This is a genomic window from Saccharothrix sp. NPDC042600 (assembly GCF_040647305.1).
GTDB lineage: Bacteria > Actinomycetota > Actinomycetes > Mycobacteriales > Pseudonocardiaceae > Actinosynnema > Actinosynnema mutabilis.
Genome location: NZ_JBEZBW010000066.1, coordinates 1 through 18,848 on the forward strand (window position 1 = coordinate 1; position 18,848 = coordinate 18,848).

The window sequence follows — 18,848 nt, forward strand, 5'->3', positions numbered from 1 at the left end:
TGCTCGTTCCTCGCAAAACTTTTTGGCCCAACCCCGGGAAAGTGTGGTAGCCCTTCGGGCAGGCCATACGGGGAGGACGGAAAAGCCCAAAAGCGAGGGCGCTGCGCGCCCCCCAAGGGCATTGCGCTGCGCGCTGAAGGACAGGGGCACTCCCTGTCATGTCTAACCTATAGCGCACAGGGGGCCTTGCCGCAAGGCCCCGGGGGTGGCGCACACTTGCCGACCGTAACGGGGAAGTGCTTGATCGGGGGCTTGTGTCTACTGAGGGTTACCGTCGGGAGCTCGTGTCCGAGCGGGAGTACGTGGCTGGGCTTTATGCGCGGCTTGATGCCGAGCGGGTTCGGGTCAAGGGGGCGTTCGAGGCTGCTCTGTTGGGGACCGGTGGGACGCCGATGGAGCGGGACTTCGAGGTTCGGGCGTTGGGCAAGGAGGCTCGGCGGCTCGACGTGGCCGACAACGGGTTGTGCTTCGGGCGCCTGGACAGCGTTGACGGCAAGGCGTCCTACATCGGGCGCATCGGGTTGTTCGAGCAGGATGACGAGTACGAACCCCTTCTGCTCGACTGGCGTGCGCCGGCGGCTCGGCCGTTCTACACCGCCACCGGCGCGCGGCCGGAGGGGATGCGGCGGCGTCGGCAGTTCCACACGCGGGGACGTCGGGTGCTGGAGTTCACCGACGAGGTGTTGGGGCGGCCCGAAGGCGGGGAACGCGGGGACGCGGCGCTGCTCGCGGCGGTCAACGCGCCGCGTGGGGAGGGGATGCGCGACATCGTCGCGACCATCCAGGCCGAGCAGGACGAGATCATCCGGCTCGACCACCCCGGTGTCGTGGTGATCGAAGGCGGACCGGGCACCGGCAAGACCGTCGTGGCGTTGCACCGCGTCGCCTACCTGCTCTACACGCAGCGGGAGCGGATGGAGCGGCACGGGGTGCTGGTGGTGGGCCCCAACCCCGCGTTCCTCAACCACATCAGCCGCGTCCTGCCGTCGTTGGGCGAGTCCGACGTGGTGTTCATGACGCCCGGTGATCTTGTGCCCGGGTTGCGCGTCACCGCCGAAGACGCGCCGGAGGCCGCCCGGATCAAGGGGTCGCCGGCGATGGTGGACGTGCTCAGGGCGGCCGTAGCGGATCGGCAGCGGTTGCCGGAGGAGCCGGTGCCGATCGACCTCGCGGACGTGACGGTGCGGATCGACGCCGCGACCGCCGAGTGGGCGCGGGACGAGGCCCGGCAGAGCGGGTTGCCGCACAACGAGGCGCGGGCGGTGTTCCTCGACATCGTCACCTACGTGCTCACCGAGCGGGCGATCGCGCGCATCGGGCGCGGGTGGCTCACCCGCGACGACCGCGACGGGTGGGAGCGGCTGCGGGCCGACCTGGTGAAGGAGTTGGCGGCGGACGAGGAGTTCGCCGCGGCGGTGGACGCGATGTGGCCGGTGTTGACGCCGGAGTCGTTGCTGGCGCCGCTGTACGAGTCGGAGGAACGGTTGCGGGCCGCCGGCGCGGACCTCGCGCTGCACCGGGCCGACGGCGCCGCCTGGACCGTCTCCGACGTGCCGCTGCTGGACGAGCTGGTGGACCTGCTGGGCCGGGACAAGTCCGCCGAGCAGGCCGCCGCCGAACGGGAGCGCAGGAAGCAGGCCGAGTTCGCCGCCGGCGTGCTGGACCAGCTCGTCGGCCGCCAGGACTCGATGGACGACGAGGACCACCTGTACGCCACCGACCTGCTCTACGCCGAGGACCTGGCGGAGCGGTTCGTCGAGCAGGACACGCGGGAGCTGGTCGAGCGGGCCGCCGCCGACCGGGACTGGACCTACCGGCACGTCGTGGTGGACGAGGCGCAGGAACTGTCCGGGATGGACTGGCGGGTGCTCATGCGGCGCTGCCCGGGGCGCTCGTTCACCGTGGTCGGGGACCTCGCGCAGCGGCGGTCGCCGGCCGGGGCGCGGTCGTGGGACGCCGTGCTGGAGCCGTACGTGCCGGGGCGTTGGGTGTACCGGTCGCTGACGGTGAACTACCGGACGCCCGCGGAGATCATGGCCGTGGCCGCCGGGGTGCTGGCCGAGTTCTCGCCCGAGACGCGGGCCCCGGAGTCGGTGCGGGCGTGCGGTGTCCCGCCGTGGTCGCGGCACGTGTCGGACGACGGGGTCGCCGCGGCGGTCGAGGAGTTCGTGCGGGAGGAGGCCGGTCGGGAGGGGACCAGCGTGGTGATCGGGCCGCCGGACGTGCCGGGCGCGGTGCCGGCGTCGGAGACCAAGGGGTTGGAGTTCGACGCCGTGCTGGTGGTGGACCCCGACCGCATCCTGGCCGACGGGCCGCGCGGGGCGGCGGAGCTGTACGTGGCGCTCACCCGCGCCACGCAGCGCCTGGGCGTGCTGCACCGCGACCCGTTGCCGGCGTCGCTGACCGGGTTGGTCGCGCGGTGAGCGTTCATTCCCACCAGAACGACCACCGGTGGCCGTCCGCCACGAGCCGGTCGGCGTAGCTCGACAGGCGGGCGTCGCCCTGCCACACGTTGTCCGGGCAGAACGCGAAGTGCTCGGCGGCGACCGCCAACGCCTCCGCGCGGGTGGTGGGCGGGGCGGCGACGCCGAGCACCAGGTCGCCGGGCCCCAGGGCGACGACCCGCGCCCCGAACCGGTCCTCCCAGTCGCGCAGGACGGTCGAGACCTCGGCGGTGTCGCGGGTGTGGTGGGCAGCACCGGTCCAGCCGGCGACGACTGGCACGTCGGCGCTGCGCTCGGCGGGGACCAGGCCCAGACGCAGTGACGGGTAGTGGTGCAGCAGGTCCGCGGCGACGCCGTCAGCGGCCGTGTCCGGGTCGCCGGCGGCTTCCGGCGTCGGGGCCGGGCCGGGCCAGTCCGGGCCGAACGGCGCGGTGATCGCCGGGTCGTCGGCGTACCGGGTCCACCAGCGCGCCAGCAGGGTGGCGGCGTCGTCGGGCGCGGGCGTGCTTGCCGGCGCGGTGGTGGACCAGGGGCGGTGCTCGTCCGTGGTGAGCAGCACGGGCCACCGGCCGGAGCGCGGGTGGTCGGCGCGCAGTCGTGCCCACTGGCCGGCGGGGTCGTCGCCGACCCAGGGCGTTTCGGTGATCATCGCGCCGCCTCCAGGCGGGCTTCCAGGCTGTCGAGGATCAGCTCCAGGCCGCGGGCGAACTCGTCGCCGTAGGAGTAGTCGCGGTCGAGGACCTGTTCGGCGACCATCTCGGTCAGGTGCGGGTACCGGTCGGCGGGCAGGTCCACCTGGGCGACGAACTCCTCCGCGCTCTCGCCCGCCTGGAAGGGCAGGTTCAGCTCGGTCAGCACGAACCCGTACACGTAGGCGTCCAGGACGGAGAACGCGCTGGCCGCCAGCGCCACCGGGAATCCGTTGTGCCGCAGACAACCCAGCACGCCGTCGTGGTGGCGCAGGGAGGCCGGGCCGGGGGAGCGGCGGGACTCGACCAGGCCCAGGCCCCACGTGTGCTCGGACAGCACGGCGCGGGCCGACGTGGCTCGGGCGGTCATCGCGGCGCGCCACGGCGTGGCCGGGTCGGGCAGCTCGATGCGGACGAAGATCCAGTCCGCGAGCGCGTCCAGGAGGGCTTCCTTGCCCTTGAGGTGGTGGTAGAGCGACATCGCCTCGACGCCCAGCTCCCTGCCGACGTTGCGCATGCTCACCCGGGTCAGGCCGCCGCGGTCGGCGACTCGCGCGGCGGCGTCGACGATGCGGGCGTGGGTCAGGCGGGACACGGGCGACCTCCTTGCGCTCTTACACCTGTAAGGCTACCGTCCGACTTACAGGTGTAAGGGGGATGGGTCATGCGTGCAGCGGTGGTCGACGGGTACGGCGCGCCGGAGGTGGTGCGGGTCGCGGAGGTCCCCCGGCCCGTGCCGAGAGCGGACGAGGTGTTGGTGCGGGTGCGGGCGGTCGCCGTGACCTCGGCGGACGCGCGGATCCGGGCCGCCCGGTTCCCGGCGGGGTTCGGGGTGTTCGGGCGGTTGGCGTTCGGGGTGCTGCGGCCGCGCAAGCCGGTGCTGGGCGGCTCGTTCTCCGGGGTGGTCGAGGCGGTCGGGGCGCGGGTCTCCGGGTTCGCGCCGGGCGACGACGTGTGCGGCATGACCGGTGTGCGCCTCGGTGCGCACGCCGAGTACGTGGCCGTGGCCGGCGCGAAGGTCGTCCGCAAGCCGCCAGGGGTGTCGCACGAGGACGCCGCCGGCCTGCTGTTCGGCGGCTCGACCTCCCTGCACTTCCTGCGCGACAAGGGGAAGGTGCGGGCGGGCCGGACCGTGCTGGTGATCGGGGCGTCCGGCGCGCTCGGCACGAACGCCGTCCAGTTGGCCAAGCACTTCGGCGCGGTCGTCACCGGGGTGACCAGCGCGGCCAACGCCCAACTGGTCCACGACCTGGGCGCCGACCGCGTGCTCGACTACACGACCGGCGCGCTCGACCGCACCCGGGAGCGGTTCGACGTCGTGATGGACACTGTCGGCACGCTGTCCATCAAGTCGGGCCGCCGCCTGCTGGCCGACGGCGGCACCCTCCTGCTCCCGGTGGCCGGACTGGGCGACACGATCCGGGCCCGCGGCGACGTCGCCGCCGGCATGGCCCCCGAACGCCCGGAGGACTTCGAGTTCCTCCTGGACCTGGCCGCCCGGTCCGCCCTGACCGTGGTGCTCGACCGGGTCCACGACCTGGCCGACATCACCGCCGCCCACCGCCGGGTGGACAGCGGCCGGAAGGTCGGCAACGTCGTCGTCCGGCCCTAGACCCGGGCCGGTGCGCGCAGCCTCGGGCGCACCGCCAGCCAGACGAGCGCGGCGGCGCAGGCGTGTGCCGCCGCCATCGTCAGGGCCATCGACCACGGACTGGTCCCGTTCAACGACACCAGCGGCGCGACCACGGGACCCACCGCGAACGCCGACGTGCCCAACAGCGCGGCGGCGGTGCCGGCCCGCGTGCCGTGCGCGGCCAGCGCCAGCGCCGACCCGTTCGAGGTCGAGCCGCCGCTGATCAGCATCACCAGCGCCAGCGGGACCAGCATGACCAGGCCCAGACCGGCCGTCCCCAGCATGGCCAGAGCCGCCACGGCGGTGCACGTCGTGGTGATGACGTACATCCGGGCGGGCCCGGCGCGCCGCACCACGGCCCGGTTGATCTGCGCGCCCACCACGGACATGACCGCGTTGGCCGCGAAGCACACGCTGAACCACTGCGGGCTCAACCCGAAACTGCCCTGCACCACGAAGCTGATCGACGCCAGGTACGTGAAGAACGCCGTCCCGCCGCACGCCCCGACCACCAGGAAGCACAGGAACAAGCGGTCACGCAGCAGGACACCCACGTCCTGGAACATGCCCGTGACGCGCCGTGCCGGTGGCGGCAGGCTCTCCGGCAAGGCGGTCAGCGCCAACACGAACAACAGCGCGCCGATCCCGGCCAGCACCAGGAAGATCCCGCGCCACCCCATCACCGCCGCGAGCTGCCCGCCGACCACCGGCGCCACGATCGGGGCCAGCGCACCGACCGTGGTCAGCATCGCCAGCAGCCGCACCAGTTCCACGCCCTCGGTCAGGTCACGGGCGACGGCCAGGGCGATCACGATCCCGGCCGACCCGCACAACCCCTGGAGGAACCTGGCCGCCAGCAACAGCTCGATCGACGGCGTCACCGCGCACACCAGCGACAGCAGGGTGAACCCGCCGACGCCGACGACCAGGGGCCGCCGCCGGCCCAGCCGGTCGCTGAGCGGCCCCACGACCAGCTGGCCCAGCGCCAACCCCAGCATGCACGCCGACATCGTCGCCTGCGCCAGGCTCTCGGAGGTGCCCAGGTCGGCGGCCAGGCGCGGCAGCAGGGGCAGGTAGAGGTCCATCGAGATCGGCCCGAAGGTCTCCAGCAACCCCAGGACGACGGCGACCCGCCGCAGGTTCACCGCAGGACGCGCCGCAGGAAGGACAACCGCGCCGCCTCCGCCGTGCGGGACACCTCGGCGGTCGGCGAGAACCCGGCGAAGCCGTGGTACCCGCCCGCCCACACGTGCAGCTCCGCCTGCCCGCCGGTGGCCCAGATCCGCGACGCGTACCCGACGGCCTCGTCGCGGAAGATCTCCGCCGCGCCGACGTCCACGAACGCGGGCGGCAGCCCGGACAGGTCGGCCATGCGCGCCGGGACCTGGTACGGCGAGGCCCCGTCGGTGAACCGCAGCGGCCCCAGGATCGCGTCCCACGCGGTGTCGTTGTTGTTGCGGTCCCACGCGCCCAGCCCGTCGTACTGCCGGGTGGACACGGTCTCGTTGCGGTCGTCCAGCATCGGGCACAGCAGCACCTGCCCGGCCAGCGCCGGCCCGCCGCGGTCGCGGGCCAGCAGGGCGACCCCGGCCGAGAGCCCGCCGCCGGCGCTCGCCCCGGTCACCACGACCCTCGCCGGGTCCACGCCGAGTTCGGCGGCGTGGGCGGCCAGCCACACCAGGCCCGCGTAGCAGTCCTCGACGGCGGCGGGCGCGGGGTGCTCGGGCGCCAGCCGGTACTCGACGGACACGCCGACCGCGCCGAACCGCAGCACGTCGGCGATCAGCCCGTCCAGGCCGAAGAACCGGTTGCCCAGCACCATCCCGCCGCCGTGGATGCTGTAGATCGCCGGCGCGTCCACGACCCCTCCGCGCGGACGCACCACCGTGACCACGATGTCCGGTTGGCCCGGCGGGCCGGGGACCGTGCGGTCCTCGACCTCCACCGGCCGGTCGCCCACGACCTGCTCGACCGGCGGCACGATGGTGGCGAAGTGCGCGCGGTTGACCAGGATCGTGTCCGCCCGCAGCGGGATGCGCTCGACCAGGTCCAGGAACGCCGCGAGGCCGGGTTCCAGCTCCGGGTCGTACGGGACGGGCTTCACCGCGTCCCCAGCACGCGCCGCAGCCACGAGTCGCGCGTGGCCAGGGCCGTCCGGCTGACGTGCCAGTCGGGCACGTACATGTCGAACCCGTGGAACGCGCCGCTCCACACGTGCAGCTCCGCCTGGCCGCCGGTGGCCCAGATCCGCAGCGCGTACTCGGTGTCCTCGTCGCGGAACGGCTCCGCGCTGCCCACCTCGATGAACGCCGGCGGCAGCCCGGACAGGTCGGTGGCCCGGGCGGGGGCCGCGTACGGGGAGACGTCCGGGCCGCCGGCGGCGTCGCCGAGCAGCGACCGCCAGCCGGCGAGGTTCGTCTCGCGCGTCCACGTGCCGGCGTCGGGGTACTGGTGGCTGGACACGGTGGTGTTGGTGTCGTCGATCATCGGGCACAGCAGCAGCTGCCCGACGAGCTTCGGGCCGCCCCGGTCGCGGGCCAGCAGCGCCACGGCCGCCGACAGGCCGCCGCCGGCGCTGCCGCCCATGACGACGATCCGCTCGGGGTCCACGCCCAGCTCGGCGGCGTTGTCCGCCATCCACACCAGGCCCGCGTAGCAGTCCTCGACGGGCGCCGGGTGCGGGTGCTCGGGCGCCAGCCGGTAGTCGACGTTGACCGCGACCACGTTGTGCTCCAGAACGAGCGCGAGCAGCCGGCCGGTGTCCATGTTGCGGTGGCCGACCATCATGCCGCCGCCGTGGATGTTGTAGAGGCCCGGGACCGGGCCGTCGAGGCCGCGCGGCGAGAGGATCGTGACCTCCAGCTCGCCGGCGGGGCCGGGGAAGGTGCGTTCCACGACGTCCACGGGCGCGTCGCCGACCACCTCGGCGGCGGGCGGGAACATCGACGCCATCGCCGCGCGCATCCCGGGGATGGTCTCGGGGGTGAACGGCGGTGCGTCGGGCTGGACGATCCCGGCCAGCGCCGGCTCGATCTCGGGGTCGAACGGGACGGGGGTGTGCGGCACGTCGATCACGGCCCTTCGGGGTCGATCACACCGCGGTCGGCCCAGAACGGCTCGACCAGCGCGCGGATCTCGGCGGCGCCGACCCGCTCGACCAGGTCGACGGCGGCGAGGTTGTCTTCGAGCTGGGCGAGCTTGGTCGCGCCGAACAGCGTGGTGGCGTTGGCGGGGTGGGTGAGGGTGAAGGCGACGGCCAGCCGGGCGGCGCTCGTGCCCAGTTCCCGGGCGACCTCGGCGACGCCGGCGGCGTGCCGCTTGATCTCCTCGCGGATGCCGCCGGGGTCGCGCCCGATCTCGCGGGACTGCCCGGTGTTGCCCGCCAGGATGCCGCCTTCGAGCACGTCCGAGGCCTGCATGGCGAACCCGTCGGCGAACAGCCGGCCGAACGGCTCGCCGTCGGGGATGGCGCGGCGGCCGATGCTGTACTTGAGCTGGGCGATCTGCGGGCCGGGCACGCGCTTGACGGCGGCGATGTCCTGCAACGCGCGGATGGTGGAGGCGGACCAGTTGTTGACGCCCCAGGCGCGGATCAGGCCGTCCCGGGTCAGCGCGGCGAGGTCGTCCACCAGGTCTTCCAGCGCGATGTCGTCGCGGCGCAGGTCGCCGAGGATGACCAGGTCGGCGACGTCGAAACCGCCGCGCAGGAAGGCGTTCTCCAGCTGGGGGCGGAAGCCCCGGTCGCCGAAGCCCTCCAACCAGAGCTTGGCCGAGACCAGGTACCGGTCGCGCGGGATGCGGGCGGCGCGCATGATCGCGCTCCAGATGACGTCGGTGAACACCGGCGGCATGCCGGGCGCGCCGTAGACGCCCACGTCGAACAGGTTGACGCCGGCGTCCACGGCCGCGCGGACCATGGTGACCGCGTCGGCGAAGTCCATGCGGTCGTAGGTGTGCCACGAGCCCAGGGACAGCGCCGAGACCTCCAGGTCTGACGTGCCGAGGCGGCGGCGGGGCAAGGGGGACACGGTGCGCTCCTAGTGGGTCAGGGGAGTCGGGGGTCGATGACGGCCTTGACCTCGTCCAGCCGGTGCATGGCCTCGATCCGGTCGTGGGCGGCCGACAGGCCCACCGGGGTGCCGAACAGGCGGTCCCACGGCATGCGGTCGGCGAAGGCCTGGAAGAACTCGATGGCGTGGTGGTAGTCGGCGATGTCGCCGTTGAGCGAGCCGCGCACGGTCAGCTCCTTGCCCATGACCGTGCCGAGCGGGAGCGGGTCGCTGTCGGGGCCGGTGCTGCCCACGATCACGACCCCGCCGCCCTGCGCGGCCATCGCGACGGCCTCCCGGCCCACCGAGGGCGCGCCGGCGAAGTCCATGACCAGGTCCGCGCCGCGCCCGCCGGTGAGGTCGAGCACCTGCTCGACGGTGGTGCCGTCGGCGATGTCCACGGTGGCGTCCGCGCCGAACTCGCGGGCCAGGTCGAGGCGGGAGGGCGGCGCGCCGACGGTGATCACCCTGCCGGCGCCGGAGATGCGGGCGACGGCGGAGGCGAACAGGCCCAGCGCGCCGGAGCCCTGGACGACCACGGTGGACCCGGTCCGCACCCCGCCGATGCCGTCGAACGCGCGCAGCACGGTCTTGGCCGCGCACCCGGCCATCGCGGCCCATGTGTCCGGGACCTCGTCGGGCAGCAGCAGCTTGGCCGCGCGCGGCACGACGTAGGCGTACTCGCACAGCCCGGCGGTGGCGTACGGGTGGACGTCCGAGCGCTGGAGGAAACCGTAACCGCGCTTGGCGCAGGCCACCGGCTGGCGCAGGACGACGCAGCCGTGGCACTCGCCGCACGTGGACTCCGACCAGCCGATGCGCGCGCCGACGGGGATGTCGCGGCCCAGGGCGTCCCGGGTGTCCGCGCCGGCGGCGACGACCTCGCCGACCATCTCGTGGCCCAGCACCATCGGCAGCATGCCGGGGAAGCTCATGCGGCCGGACCAGATCTCGACGTCCGTGCCGCACAGGGTGGCGCAGGAGACCCGCACCAGCGCCGCGCCGGGTTCGAGGTCGGCGGGCAGGGGGAGTTCGGTGAGGTGCAGCGGCGCGCCGTGCTCGGTCAGCACCGCCGCCCGGGTGGAGGAGGGCATCGGGTTCCTTGTCGCGTGGGTGGGCTCGGGGCTCAGGTCAGGAGTTGGCCGCCGTCGACGGGCAGGCTCGTGCCGGTGACGTGCTCCGCGCCCGCGAGGAACACCACGGCGGCGGCGACGGCCTCGACGGAAGCCAACTGGCGCAACGGGATGCGGTCCAGCCAGGCCTTGCGGGCGGGGGAGCCCTCGGGCAGGCCGGCGGCGAGCACCGGGGTCAGCACGGGGCCGGGCGCGACGGCGTTGACGCGGATGCCGTGCTCGGCCAGTTCGACCGCGGCCCAGCGGGTGAGCGCGTCCACGGCGGCCTTGCTGCTCTCGTAGCCGCCCATGCCGGGGGTCGGCTGCCGGCCGCCGATGGAGGACAGGTTGACGATCGCGCCGCGGGTGCCGCGCTGGACCATGCGGTGGGCGACGTGCTGGGTCATCAGGAAGGTGCCCAGGACGTTGGTGCGCAGGATCGCGTGCAGGTCGGCGCCGGGCAGGTCGAGCAGGCGGCCGTGGACGCTGAGCAGGCCGGCGTTGTTGACCAGCACGTCGACCGGGCCGACCTCGTCCAGGGCGCGGATGACCGAGTCCTCGTCGGTGATGTCCGCGGTGACGGCGCGGACGCCGAGTTCGGCGGCGGCCTCCGGCGCGCCGGCGAGGTCGGTGAGCACCACGGTGTCACCCGCGGCGGTGAACGCGGTGGCGATGGCGCGGCCGATGCCGCCCGCTCCGCCGGTGACCAGCACGGTCCGGGCCATCTGGGGTTTCCTCCGTCACCTCGGGGCGTTGAGGCTACGAGCGTAGAAAAAAAATTCACGCCGCCGCAAGGGGTCTGGCGTTTTTAGTCAACATGCGTAGACTCTCGACCCACTTGAACCCCGGGTTTCCTTGGAGGAGCCGCAATGACCGGACCCGCACCGGACCGCATCGTCGACCTGGCCATCGGTTACATGGGCGCGAAGCAACTGTTCGCCGCGTCCCGCGTGGGACTGTTCCGGGCGCTGGCCGGTGGTCCGCGCACGGTGGCCGAGATCGCCGCCGAGACGGGCGTGAGCGAGCAGATGGTCCGCGTCCTGGCCGACGCGATGAACGCCGAGGGCCTGCTGGACCGGGCGGAGGGCCGGTACTCGCTGGCCCCCGACGCCGCCGAGTACCTGGGCGGCGAGAACGACCTGGGGCCGTTCCTGACGTTCCTGAACGAGATCAGCTACGGCCACTGGCTGCAGTTCGACACGACGGTGGACACGACCACGCCCGGCGACCTGAAGATGGACGAGGGCCGGTGGGCGACGTTCATGGCCGGTGTCATGCGGTACAACGCGCTGCACGCGGCGATGCTGGCGCGGAACTTCGACTTCACGCCGTACCGGTCGATGCTGGACCTGGGCGGGTTGTCGCCGGAGTTCGCGGTGGGTGCGCTGCGCGCGAACCCGTCGCTGACGGCCCGGTTCGTGTTCGCGCCGATGGCGACGCAGGGGATCGAGGACGCCCTGGCGGCGGCCGGGTTCACCGACCGGGCGTCGATCGAGCCCGCGGAGACGGAGAGCGCCGAGCCGGGCGGTGACCACGACCTGGTGATGGTCAACCACGTGGTGCACCGGTTCACGGCCGAGCAGAACGAGGTGGTCCTGAGGAACGCTCGGGCGGCGGCGGCGGACGGGGGCACGTTGCTGTTGCTGGACTTCTTCCTGGACGACGATGCGCGGCAGCGGCGGATCGACGCGTTGCACGCGGGGGAGTACTTCGTGATCGACGGGACCGTGGTGTACCCGGAGGCCGAGGTGCGCGGGTGGCTGGAGAGGGCCGGGTGGCGGGTGCGCGAGGTGCTGGCGCTGCCCGGCAGCCCGCGGGTGCTGGTCGCCGACGCGGTGTGATCGGCAGGGCCGCGCGCCGGCGGCGGGTGCGGGGCGCGGGCTGCGGGGCGCGGCGGGTGTCGGGCGCGATGCTGGGCGAGCGGTAGCCGGCGACTGGCGGGCGGGTGGGGGCTGCCGGCCGGCTCGTTCTCGGGCTCAGCCCACCCGCCTGCCCGCCCTGCTCACCACCCGCTGCCCGCCCTGCTCACCACCCGCCTGCCGCCCACCGCCCCCGCTGCTCGCCCCCCTGCCCTGCCCCTGCCTGCCGCGCGCCTGCCCCTGCCTGCCGCGCCCGCCCCTGCCCTGCTCGCCGCCCGCCGGCTCGCTCGCCCGCGTGTCGCCGCCGCCTCGCCCGCGACCACCCGCCGGCGGCCGGATCGAATACGATTTCCTACATTTGTAGAACTTCGCCATCCGGTTTGTCCCAGGGCGAACAGCAGGTTGCTCGGGCGTTGCATTTTTTGCCGACGACCGTAGACTAACCGCCATCGCAGTGAGCCAGGTCTCACTTCACCGACACGCTCCAGGTGTGGCCGGCCGGCAGCGGCGCGTGACTCCCCAGCAGTCCCAGCACCCCCCGAGAGAAGGACTCGATGACCAGGAGACGGACATCGGCACTGGTCGCGGCGGCTGCCGCGGCGGCCACCGCGCTCGCCGGATGCACCGGGGCCGGTGGTGGCGGCACGGCCGCCGCGACCGACACCGGCGAGTTGAAGGCCGGCGTGTTCCTCGACATCACGTCGTGGGACCCCGCGAGCGCCGACATCGGCTTCGACGGCCCCTACCTGTCGGCCGTCTACGACCCGCTGGTCGCGCTCGACAAGGACGGCAAGCCGATCCCCGCGCTGGCCACCTCCTGGGAGTGGTCGGCCGACCGGCTCACCCTCACCGCCGACCTGCGCCAAGGCGTGTCGTTCGAGGACGGCCAGAAGTTCGACGCCGCCGCGGCCGTGGCCAACATCCAGCACCTCAAGTCCGGCGTCCGCTCCGGCCAGGCCTACCTCAACGTCGCGTCCGCCTCCGCCAAGGACGCCGACACCATCGAGATCAAGCTGTCCAAGCGCGACGACGCCCTGCTCTACCAGATGGGCCTGGGCCGCAGCTGGATGGCCTCGCCCGCCGCGATCCAGTCCGGCGCGCTCGCCAACGGCCCCGTCGGCTCCGGCCCGTACACCTACGACAAGGCCGGCTCGACCCCGCAGTCCCAGTACGTCTTCACCAAGAAGCAGGAGCACTGGGACACCGGCACCTACCCGTTCCCGACGGTGCGGCTGTACCCGATCACCGACCAGACCGCGAGCTTCAACGCCATGCTCTCCGGCCAGCTCAACGTCCAGTTCGCCAACGCGGCCAACCTGCCCAAGGCGAAGGAGAACGGCTGGAACATCGCCAGCCGCGCCGCGAGCTGGGTCGGCGTCCAGTACGCCGACCGCACCGGTGCCCAGGTCAAAGCGTTGGGGGACAAGCGGGTCCGCCAGGCCATCAGCCACGCCTTCGACGCCGCCGGCATCCTCAACGCGGTCGGCAACGGCTCCGGCACGGTCACCAACCAGGTCTTCTCCGTCGACGGCCAGGTCTACGACAAGTCGATGAACGACAAGTACAAGACCGACATGGCCAAGGCCAAGGCGCTGCTCGCCGAAGCCGGCTACCCGGGCGGCTTCACCGTCAAGATGCCGATGTCGCCGATCTTCGCCGCCTGGCAGCCCGCCGCCAACCAGACCTTCGGCGAGCTGGGCATCAAGGTCGAGTGGCAGGACATGGCCATGCCCGACTACCAGAAGAACGCGCCCACCTACCCGATGTTCCTCGCCGTGATCGCGTTGGCGGGCAACGACATGGCCACCCTGACCGACCAGGTCACCACCGCCCAGTGGTATAACCCCACCCCCTCGGTGGACGCCTACCCCGAGGTCAAGGCGCTGGTCGAGCAGGTCGAGAAGGCCGAGCCCGGCGCGGCGCAGACCGAGCTGCTCAAGAAGCTCAACGCCGAACTCGTCGACGAGGCCTGGTGGAGCGTCTGGTACCAGGCCGACAACACCTACTTCAGCGTCAAGGGGATCACCGTCACGCCGGTCACCGGCATGATGTTCCCGACGCTGCGGTTCATCCAGCGCGGCTGACGCGCCCGTGCGACCGGCGGGTCCGTCCACGGCGGACCCGCCGGCGAGGAGCCGACGATGCTGTCTTTCATCGCGAAACGCCTGATGTCCGGGCTGTTGCTGCTCGTGGTCGTCACCAGCGGCACGTTCTTCCTGGCGCACCTGGCCGTGGGCGACCCGACCCCCGGCCTGCTCGGCAACAGCGCCACCCCGGCGCAGCAAGCCGCGCTGCGCGCCCGGATCGGCTACGACCAGCCGCTGCTGGTCCAGTTCTGGAACTGGTTCTCCAACGCCGCCACGGGTGACTTCGGCACGTCGTGGCGCAACTTCCAGCCGGTCAACGACCAGATGGCGCTGCGCGTCCCCGTGACGCTGTCGGTCGTGGTGGTCGCCACCGTGCTCGCGGCCGTGGTCGGCGTGGCCGTGGGGATCGTGTGCGGGCTTCGGCCCGGCGGACTGCTCGACCGGGGGCTCAAGCTCGCGTCGGTGGTGCTGTTCGCGCTGCCCGGGTTCTGGGTCAGCCTCGTGCTGGTGACCTGGTTCGCGATCGAGCTGCGGTGGTTCCCGGCCATCGGGTACGTCTCGCCGGAGGAGTCGGTGGGCGGCTGGCTGCGGTCGATCACGCTGCCGTCGGTGTCGCTGGCGCTGGGCGCGATCGTGATGGTGGCCGAGCAGCTGCGCAACGGCTTCCTCCAGGTCGCCGGCCAGGACTTCGTCCGCACGTTGCGGGCGCGCGGCCTGTCCGACCGCCGGGTCACCGCCCACGTGCTGCGCAACGCCTCGCCCGCCGCCCTCACGGTGCTGGCGCTGCTGTTCGTGGGGCTGCTGGGCGGGGCGATCGTGGTGGAGATCGTGTTCAACCTGCCCGGCATCGGCAGCCTGACCCAGTCCGCGTCGCAGATCGGGGACATCCCGGTGCTGCTGGGCCTGACCGCCGTGACGGTGGTGTTCGTCGTGATCGTCAACTTCCTGCTCGACCTCGTGCTCGGGTGGGTCAACCCGAAGGTGCGCGACCGATGACCGCAGTACCGGCCCCCGTGGCACCGATCCCGTTGGCGTCCGCGAAGCGGATCTCGCTGTGGCGGCGGTACCTGCGCCGCCCGCTGGGCGTGGTCGCCCTGGCCGTGTTCGCGGTCGTGGTGGTGATCGCGGTGCTCGCGCCGTGGCTCGCGCCGTTCGACCCGAACCTGGTCGACTTCCGGATCACCCGGGCCGCGCCGGGCGGCGAGCACCTGCTCGGCGGCGACTCGGCGGGCCGCGACATCCTGTCCCGGCTGCTGCACGGGGCGCGCACCACCCTGTACGGCGCGGTGATCACGTGCGCGGCGGGGCTGCTGCTGGGCGTGCCGACGGGCGTGGCGGCCGGCTACTTCGGCGGGGTCACCGACCGGGTGTGCTCGTGGCTCAGCGACGCGTTGCAGTCCGTGCCGGGCATGATCGTGCTGCTGGTGGTCGCCGCGGGGACCGGGCAGGACTTCACCGTGCTGATGGTGGCGCTGGGCGTGTTCCTCGCCCCCGGCTACTACCGGATCACCCGGGCGCGGGCGCTGGCCGTGCGGCGCGAGCCGTACATCGACGCCGCCCGCGTGGCCGGCGTGACCAACGCCCGCATCCTGCGCACGCACATGCTGCGCGCCGTGTACGCGCCGATCGTCGTGCAGACGGCGTTGACCGCGGGCATCGCGGTCGGCATGCAGGCGGGGTTGCAGTTCCTCGGCATCGGGTCGGCGTCCACGCCGAGCTGGGGCCAGATGATGAACGACGGCTTCCAGACCATGCTGACCCAGCCGCTGATCCTGCTGTGGCCGTCGATCGCGCTGGGGGTCACGATCGCCGCGCTCGCGTTCATCGGCTCGACGCTGGCCGACCTGGTCAGCGTGCGCTCCGACCAGCCGTCACGGCGCTCGCGCGGCGCGGTGCGGCGGGAGCTGGCCGCCTCCACCCGGCCCGCGAGCGGGGGGCACGAGCACGACCCCGCCGGCTGCGTGCTGCGCGTCGAGAACCTGCGGGTCGGGTACGCGACGCGGTCGGGGGTGAAGGAGGTCGTGCGCGGGGTGTCGCTGGACGCCGCGCCCGGCGAGGTGCTCGGCATCGTGGGGGAGTCGGGCTCGGGCAAGACGCAGACCATCTTCGCCGTGCTGGACCTGCTGCCGGCGGGCGGGACGGCGGTCGCCGACCGCATCCTGCTCTCCGGTGAGGAGGTGGACCGCGGCGCGCTGGGCCGGTCCATCGGGTACGTGCCGCAGGAGCCGATGAGCAACCTCGACCCGTGCTACACGATCGAGCACCAGCTCGTGGAGCCGTTGCGGCACGTCCACGGCCTGTCCAAGGCCGACGCCCGCGCACGGGCGCGGGAGGTGCTGGTGCGGGTGGGCATCACCGACCCGGACCGGGTGCTGCGCTCGTACCCGCACCAGATCTCCGGCGGCATGGCGCAACGCGTGCTGATCGCGGGCGCGGTGGCGGGCCGGCCGGCGCTGCTGGTCGCCGACGAGCCGACGACCGCGTTGGACGTCACCGTGCAGGCGGAGGTGCTGGAGCTGCTGCGCGAGTTGCAGGAGGAGTACGGCATGGCGCTGGTGATCGTCACGCACAACTTCGGCGTCGTGGCGGACATCTGCGACCGGGTCGTGGTGATGAAGGACGGCCGGATCGTGGAGACCGGTCCGGTGGAGCAGATCTTCCGCCGGCCCGCCGACCCGTACACGGCGGAGTTGATCAGCGCGTCCCTGGACGACACCGAGGGGCGGCACGAGCTGGACGAGTTGGCCCGCGTGGGTGGGGAGGACGAGGCGCGATGACCGCCGCACTGCTGGACGTCGAGGACCTGGTGGTCGACTACCGCCTGCACCGCAAGCTGGAGCTGCGCGCGTTGAAGGGCGTGTCGCTGTCCGTGGGCGCGGGGGAGTGCGTCGGGCTGGTCGGGGAGAGCGGGTCGGGCAAGTCGACGCTGGGCAAGGCCGTGCTGGGGCTCGCGGCCGTCACGTCGGGGCGGATCACGTTCGACGGGGTGGACATCACCCACGCGCGGGGCGCGGCCCGTCGTCGGCTGGCCAACGACATCCAGGTGGTCTTCCAGGACCCCTACGGCTCGCTCGACCCGACCATGACCGTGGGCGAGGTGCTGGCGGAGCCGCTGGTGGCGGCCGGCGCGCGCGAGGCCCGCGCGGTGGTGGCCGAGATGCTCGACCACGTGCGCCTGCCCGCGGACTCGGTGCACCGCTACCCCAGCGAGTTCTCCGGCGGGCAGCGGCAGCGGATCGCCATCGCGCGGGCGCTGGTCCGGCGGCCCCGGCTGATCGTGTGCGACGAGCCGGTCAGCGCCCTGGACCTCACCACGCAGGCCACCGTGCTGGACCTGTTCCTGGACCTCCAGCGGGAAACCGGGGTGTCGTACCTGTTCGTGTCGCACGACCTCGGTGTGGTGCGGCGGGTGTGCCACCGGGTGTCGGTCATGTACCAGGGCGAGATCGTGGAGTCCGGCGACGCCCGCGCGGTCACCCGCGAGCCCGAGCACCCCTACACCCGGCGGCTGCTGCTGGCCGCCCCGGTCGCCGACCCCGTCCGCCAGGCCGAGCGCCGCGCCGCGTGGCTCGCCCTCCGCGACACGGCCTGACCATGCCGAAGGTCATCGACCACGACCAGCGCCGCCGCGAGATCATCGAGGTGGCCAAGCGGCTGATCGCGGAGGGCGGTTTCGAGGCGGCCACCATGCGCAGCATCGTGACGGCGGCGGGCTTCGCCAACGGGGCGCTCAAGCACTACTTCGCGGGGAAGGACGAGATCATCGCGGCGACGTTCGAGAGCGTGCTCCAGGAGACCGCCGAGCAGCTGTCCACCATGGACGTCCCGGCCGGTCCCCTGGACGCGTTGCGCGGGTTCATCGAGGCCGTCATGCCGCTGGACGCCCACCGCATCACCTCCGCGCGCGTGCTGCTGGTGCTGTGGGAGCACTCGGTCGCCAACCCCGACCTCGCCCGCCGCTACCGCGACCTGCTGACGACGTGGCGGGCGGAGCTGGTCGCCCGCATCGCGGCCGCCTGGACCGCGGCGTCGCGGGCGGAGGTGGAGGTGCTGGCGGACGAGATCATCTCGGCGACGATCGGCGCGAACGTGGCCAGCCTGATGCACCCGGTGGGCGACCTGGTGGACCGCTACCACGCCTACGTCGAGTCGGTGATGCGCCGGCTGACTCAGGTGTACCCGTCGCGGTAGGCCTGCTGCGCGGAGCGGCTGTACCGGCGGACCGGGTCGGGCAGGCGGTTCATCCGACGCGGGTAGGACACCACCGCGCGCCACCGATGGTACTCGGCCTCGGCCGCCGTGCGGGCCGGGTGGTGGGTCGGGAGGGCGTGGTAGAGGTCGGCGTACAGGTCCCGGGCCTCGGTGGCCCGGCCCGCCGACCACAGCCACCAGGCGTACCCGCGCATCGCGTCGAGGGTGGGCGTGGCGGCCACGCCGTGCGTCGAGCGGCAACCGTCGAGCAGGTCGGCCCCGATCTGGCACGCCTCGGCGGGGCCGCGGGTGACGCCGACGGTGTTCATCAGCCCCTGCTGCGCCCAGAGGGTCTGCTTGTGCCGCGGACCCCACCGGCTCGTCGACCGCTGGTGGAGTTCGACGTACTGGTCCAGGGCGTGCACGTGGGCGTGGAGGGCCTCGTTGCACCAGGCGAGGCTGCCGAGCACGTCCAGGGTGTCGTCGTGGTCGGGGCCGAGCACCTGGCGGTGGGCGTCGAGCATGTCGGCGTACGCCGCCCGCGCCTCCTCGACGCGGGCGGAGTCGGCCATCGCGTCGGCCTGGCGGCGTCGGACGGCCAGGGACGCCGGGTCGGTGCCGGGCGGGGCCGGCAGCGGCAGGTGGGTGACGTGCACGTCGCGATGGGCCTGGTAGACGCTGCCGCCGTAGGACGCCCACGCCCACTGCCCGCCCTGGGAATCACGCACGGTGTCGAGTGTCCGGCAATTCCGTGACGCGCTGTGCGCAAAACTGCGGCCACGGA

The 18,848-nt window shown here is 73.1% G+C and carries 17 protein-coding genes; 8 read left to right on the plus strand and 9 right to left on the minus strand.

Annotation, left to right across the window (positions count from 1 at the left end; translation table 11 throughout):
* The first annotated feature begins 254 nt into the window (after positions 1-254).
* Positions 255-2,423, plus strand: a complete 2,169-nt coding sequence (gene helR / locus AB0A74_RS29815; protein ID WP_358254584.1) for an RNA polymerase recycling motor ATPase HelR — start codon at positions 255-257, stop codon at positions 2,421-2,423.
* 4 nt (positions 2,424-2,427) lie between these two features.
* On the opposite strand, the gene AB0A74_RS29820 is transcribed toward helR, so the two are convergent.
* Entirely contained in the window at positions 2,428-3,093 is a 666-nt protein-coding gene (locus AB0A74_RS29820) for a DUF4253 domain-containing protein (RefSeq protein ID WP_358254586.1), read from the minus strand.
* Positions 3,090-3,728, minus strand: coding sequence for a TetR/AcrR family transcriptional regulator (locus tag AB0A74_RS29825; RefSeq protein ID WP_358254587.1), 639 nt, complete (start codon positions 3,726-3,728; stop codon positions 3,090-3,092). Before AB0A74_RS29825 ends, AB0A74_RS29820 begins: the two co-directional genes overlap by 4 nt.
* Before the next feature lie 69 nt (positions 3,729-3,797).
* Here AB0A74_RS29825 and AB0A74_RS29830 point away from each other — a divergent pair, with 69 nt between their 5' ends.
* The gene (locus tag AB0A74_RS29830; protein WP_358254589.1) at positions 3,798-4,745 is read left to right on the plus strand and encodes an NAD(P)-dependent alcohol dehydrogenase; all 948 of its coding nucleotides are present in this window, start codon (positions 3,798-3,800) and stop codon (positions 4,743-4,745) included.
* Here AB0A74_RS29830 and AB0A74_RS29835 read toward each other — a convergent pair.
* From AB0A74_RS29835 to AB0A74_RS29860, 6 genes are read right to left on the minus strand one after another with little or no spacing between them, the layout of a single operon-like run.
* Positions 4,742-5,911 (minus strand): multidrug effflux MFS transporter, encoded by a 1,170-nt coding sequence (locus AB0A74_RS29835; protein ID WP_358254590.1) that lies wholly within the window; start codon positions 5,909-5,911, stop codon positions 4,742-4,744. The genes AB0A74_RS29830 and AB0A74_RS29835 overlap by 4 nt on opposite strands.
* The gene (locus AB0A74_RS29840) at positions 5,908-6,870 is read right to left on the minus strand and encodes an alpha/beta hydrolase (protein ID WP_358254591.1); all 963 of its coding nucleotides are present in this window, start codon (positions 6,868-6,870) and stop codon (positions 5,908-5,910) included. The genes AB0A74_RS29835 and AB0A74_RS29840 overlap by 4 nt, the downstream gene beginning before the upstream one ends.
* On the minus strand, positions 6,867-7,832 hold the full coding sequence (locus AB0A74_RS29845; RefSeq protein ID WP_358254651.1) for an alpha/beta hydrolase: 966 nt from the start codon (positions 7,830-7,832) through the stop codon (positions 6,867-6,869). Before AB0A74_RS29845 ends, AB0A74_RS29840 begins: the two co-directional genes overlap by 4 nt.
* A gap of 5 nt (positions 7,833-7,837) precedes the next feature.
* On the minus strand, positions 7,838-8,794 hold the full coding sequence (locus AB0A74_RS29850) for an aldo/keto reductase (protein WP_358254592.1): 957 nt from the start codon (positions 8,792-8,794) through the stop codon (positions 7,838-7,840).
* Positions 8,795-8,811: 17 nt separating this feature from the next.
* Entirely contained in the window at positions 8,812-9,909 is a 1,098-nt protein-coding gene (locus AB0A74_RS29855; protein WP_358254594.1) for a zinc-binding dehydrogenase, read from the minus strand.
* A 32-nt stretch (positions 9,910-9,941) separates the two neighbouring features.
* Positions 9,942-10,652 (minus strand): SDR family oxidoreductase, encoded by a 711-nt coding sequence (locus AB0A74_RS29860; RefSeq protein WP_358254596.1) that lies wholly within the window; start codon positions 10,650-10,652, stop codon positions 9,942-9,944.
* 144 nt (positions 10,653-10,796) lie between these two features.
* Here AB0A74_RS29860 and AB0A74_RS29865 point away from each other — a divergent pair, with 144 nt between their 5' ends.
* The 6 genes from AB0A74_RS29865 (at position 10,797) to AB0A74_RS29890 (ending at position 18,064) form a co-directional block, all read left to right on the plus strand.
* Positions 10,797-11,768 carry a methyltransferase dimerization domain-containing protein gene (locus tag AB0A74_RS29865; RefSeq protein WP_358254598.1) on the plus strand — a complete coding sequence of 324 codons (972 nt, stop codon included), beginning with the start codon at positions 10,797-10,799 and terminating at the stop codon, positions 11,766-11,768.
* Between the two features lie 572 nt (positions 11,769-12,340).
* Positions 12,341-13,870 (plus strand): ABC transporter substrate-binding protein, encoded by a 1,530-nt coding sequence (locus tag AB0A74_RS29870; RefSeq protein ID WP_358254600.1) that lies wholly within the window; start codon positions 12,341-12,343, stop codon positions 13,868-13,870.
* Between the two features lie 57 nt (positions 13,871-13,927).
* On the plus strand, positions 13,928-14,869 hold the full coding sequence (locus tag AB0A74_RS29875) for an ABC transporter permease (RefSeq protein WP_358254602.1): 942 nt from the start codon (positions 13,928-13,930) through the stop codon (positions 14,867-14,869).
* Positions 14,866-16,650: a dipeptide/oligopeptide/nickel ABC transporter permease/ATP-binding protein gene (locus AB0A74_RS29880; protein WP_358254603.1), complete on the plus strand. Its 1,785-nt coding sequence runs from the start codon at positions 14,866-14,868 to the stop codon at positions 16,648-16,650. Before AB0A74_RS29875 ends, AB0A74_RS29880 begins: the two co-directional genes overlap by 4 nt.
* Positions 16,647-17,465 (plus strand): ATP-binding cassette domain-containing protein, encoded by an 819-nt coding sequence (locus AB0A74_RS29885; RefSeq protein ID WP_358254605.1) that lies wholly within the window; start codon positions 16,647-16,649, stop codon positions 17,463-17,465. Before AB0A74_RS29880 ends, AB0A74_RS29885 begins: the two co-directional genes overlap by 4 nt.
* Before the next feature lie 2 nt (positions 17,466-17,467).
* Positions 17,468-18,064 (plus strand): TetR/AcrR family transcriptional regulator, encoded by a 597-nt coding sequence (locus AB0A74_RS29890; RefSeq protein ID WP_358254607.1) that lies wholly within the window; start codon positions 17,468-17,470, stop codon positions 18,062-18,064.
* On the opposite strand, the gene AB0A74_RS29895 is transcribed toward AB0A74_RS29890, so the two are convergent.
* Positions 18,043-18,792 carry a tetratricopeptide repeat protein gene (locus AB0A74_RS29895; protein WP_358254609.1) on the minus strand — a complete coding sequence of 250 codons (750 nt, stop codon included), beginning with the start codon at positions 18,790-18,792 and terminating at the stop codon, positions 18,043-18,045. The genes AB0A74_RS29890 and AB0A74_RS29895 overlap by 22 nt on opposite strands.
* Between the last annotated feature and the right edge of the window lie 56 nt (positions 18,793-18,848).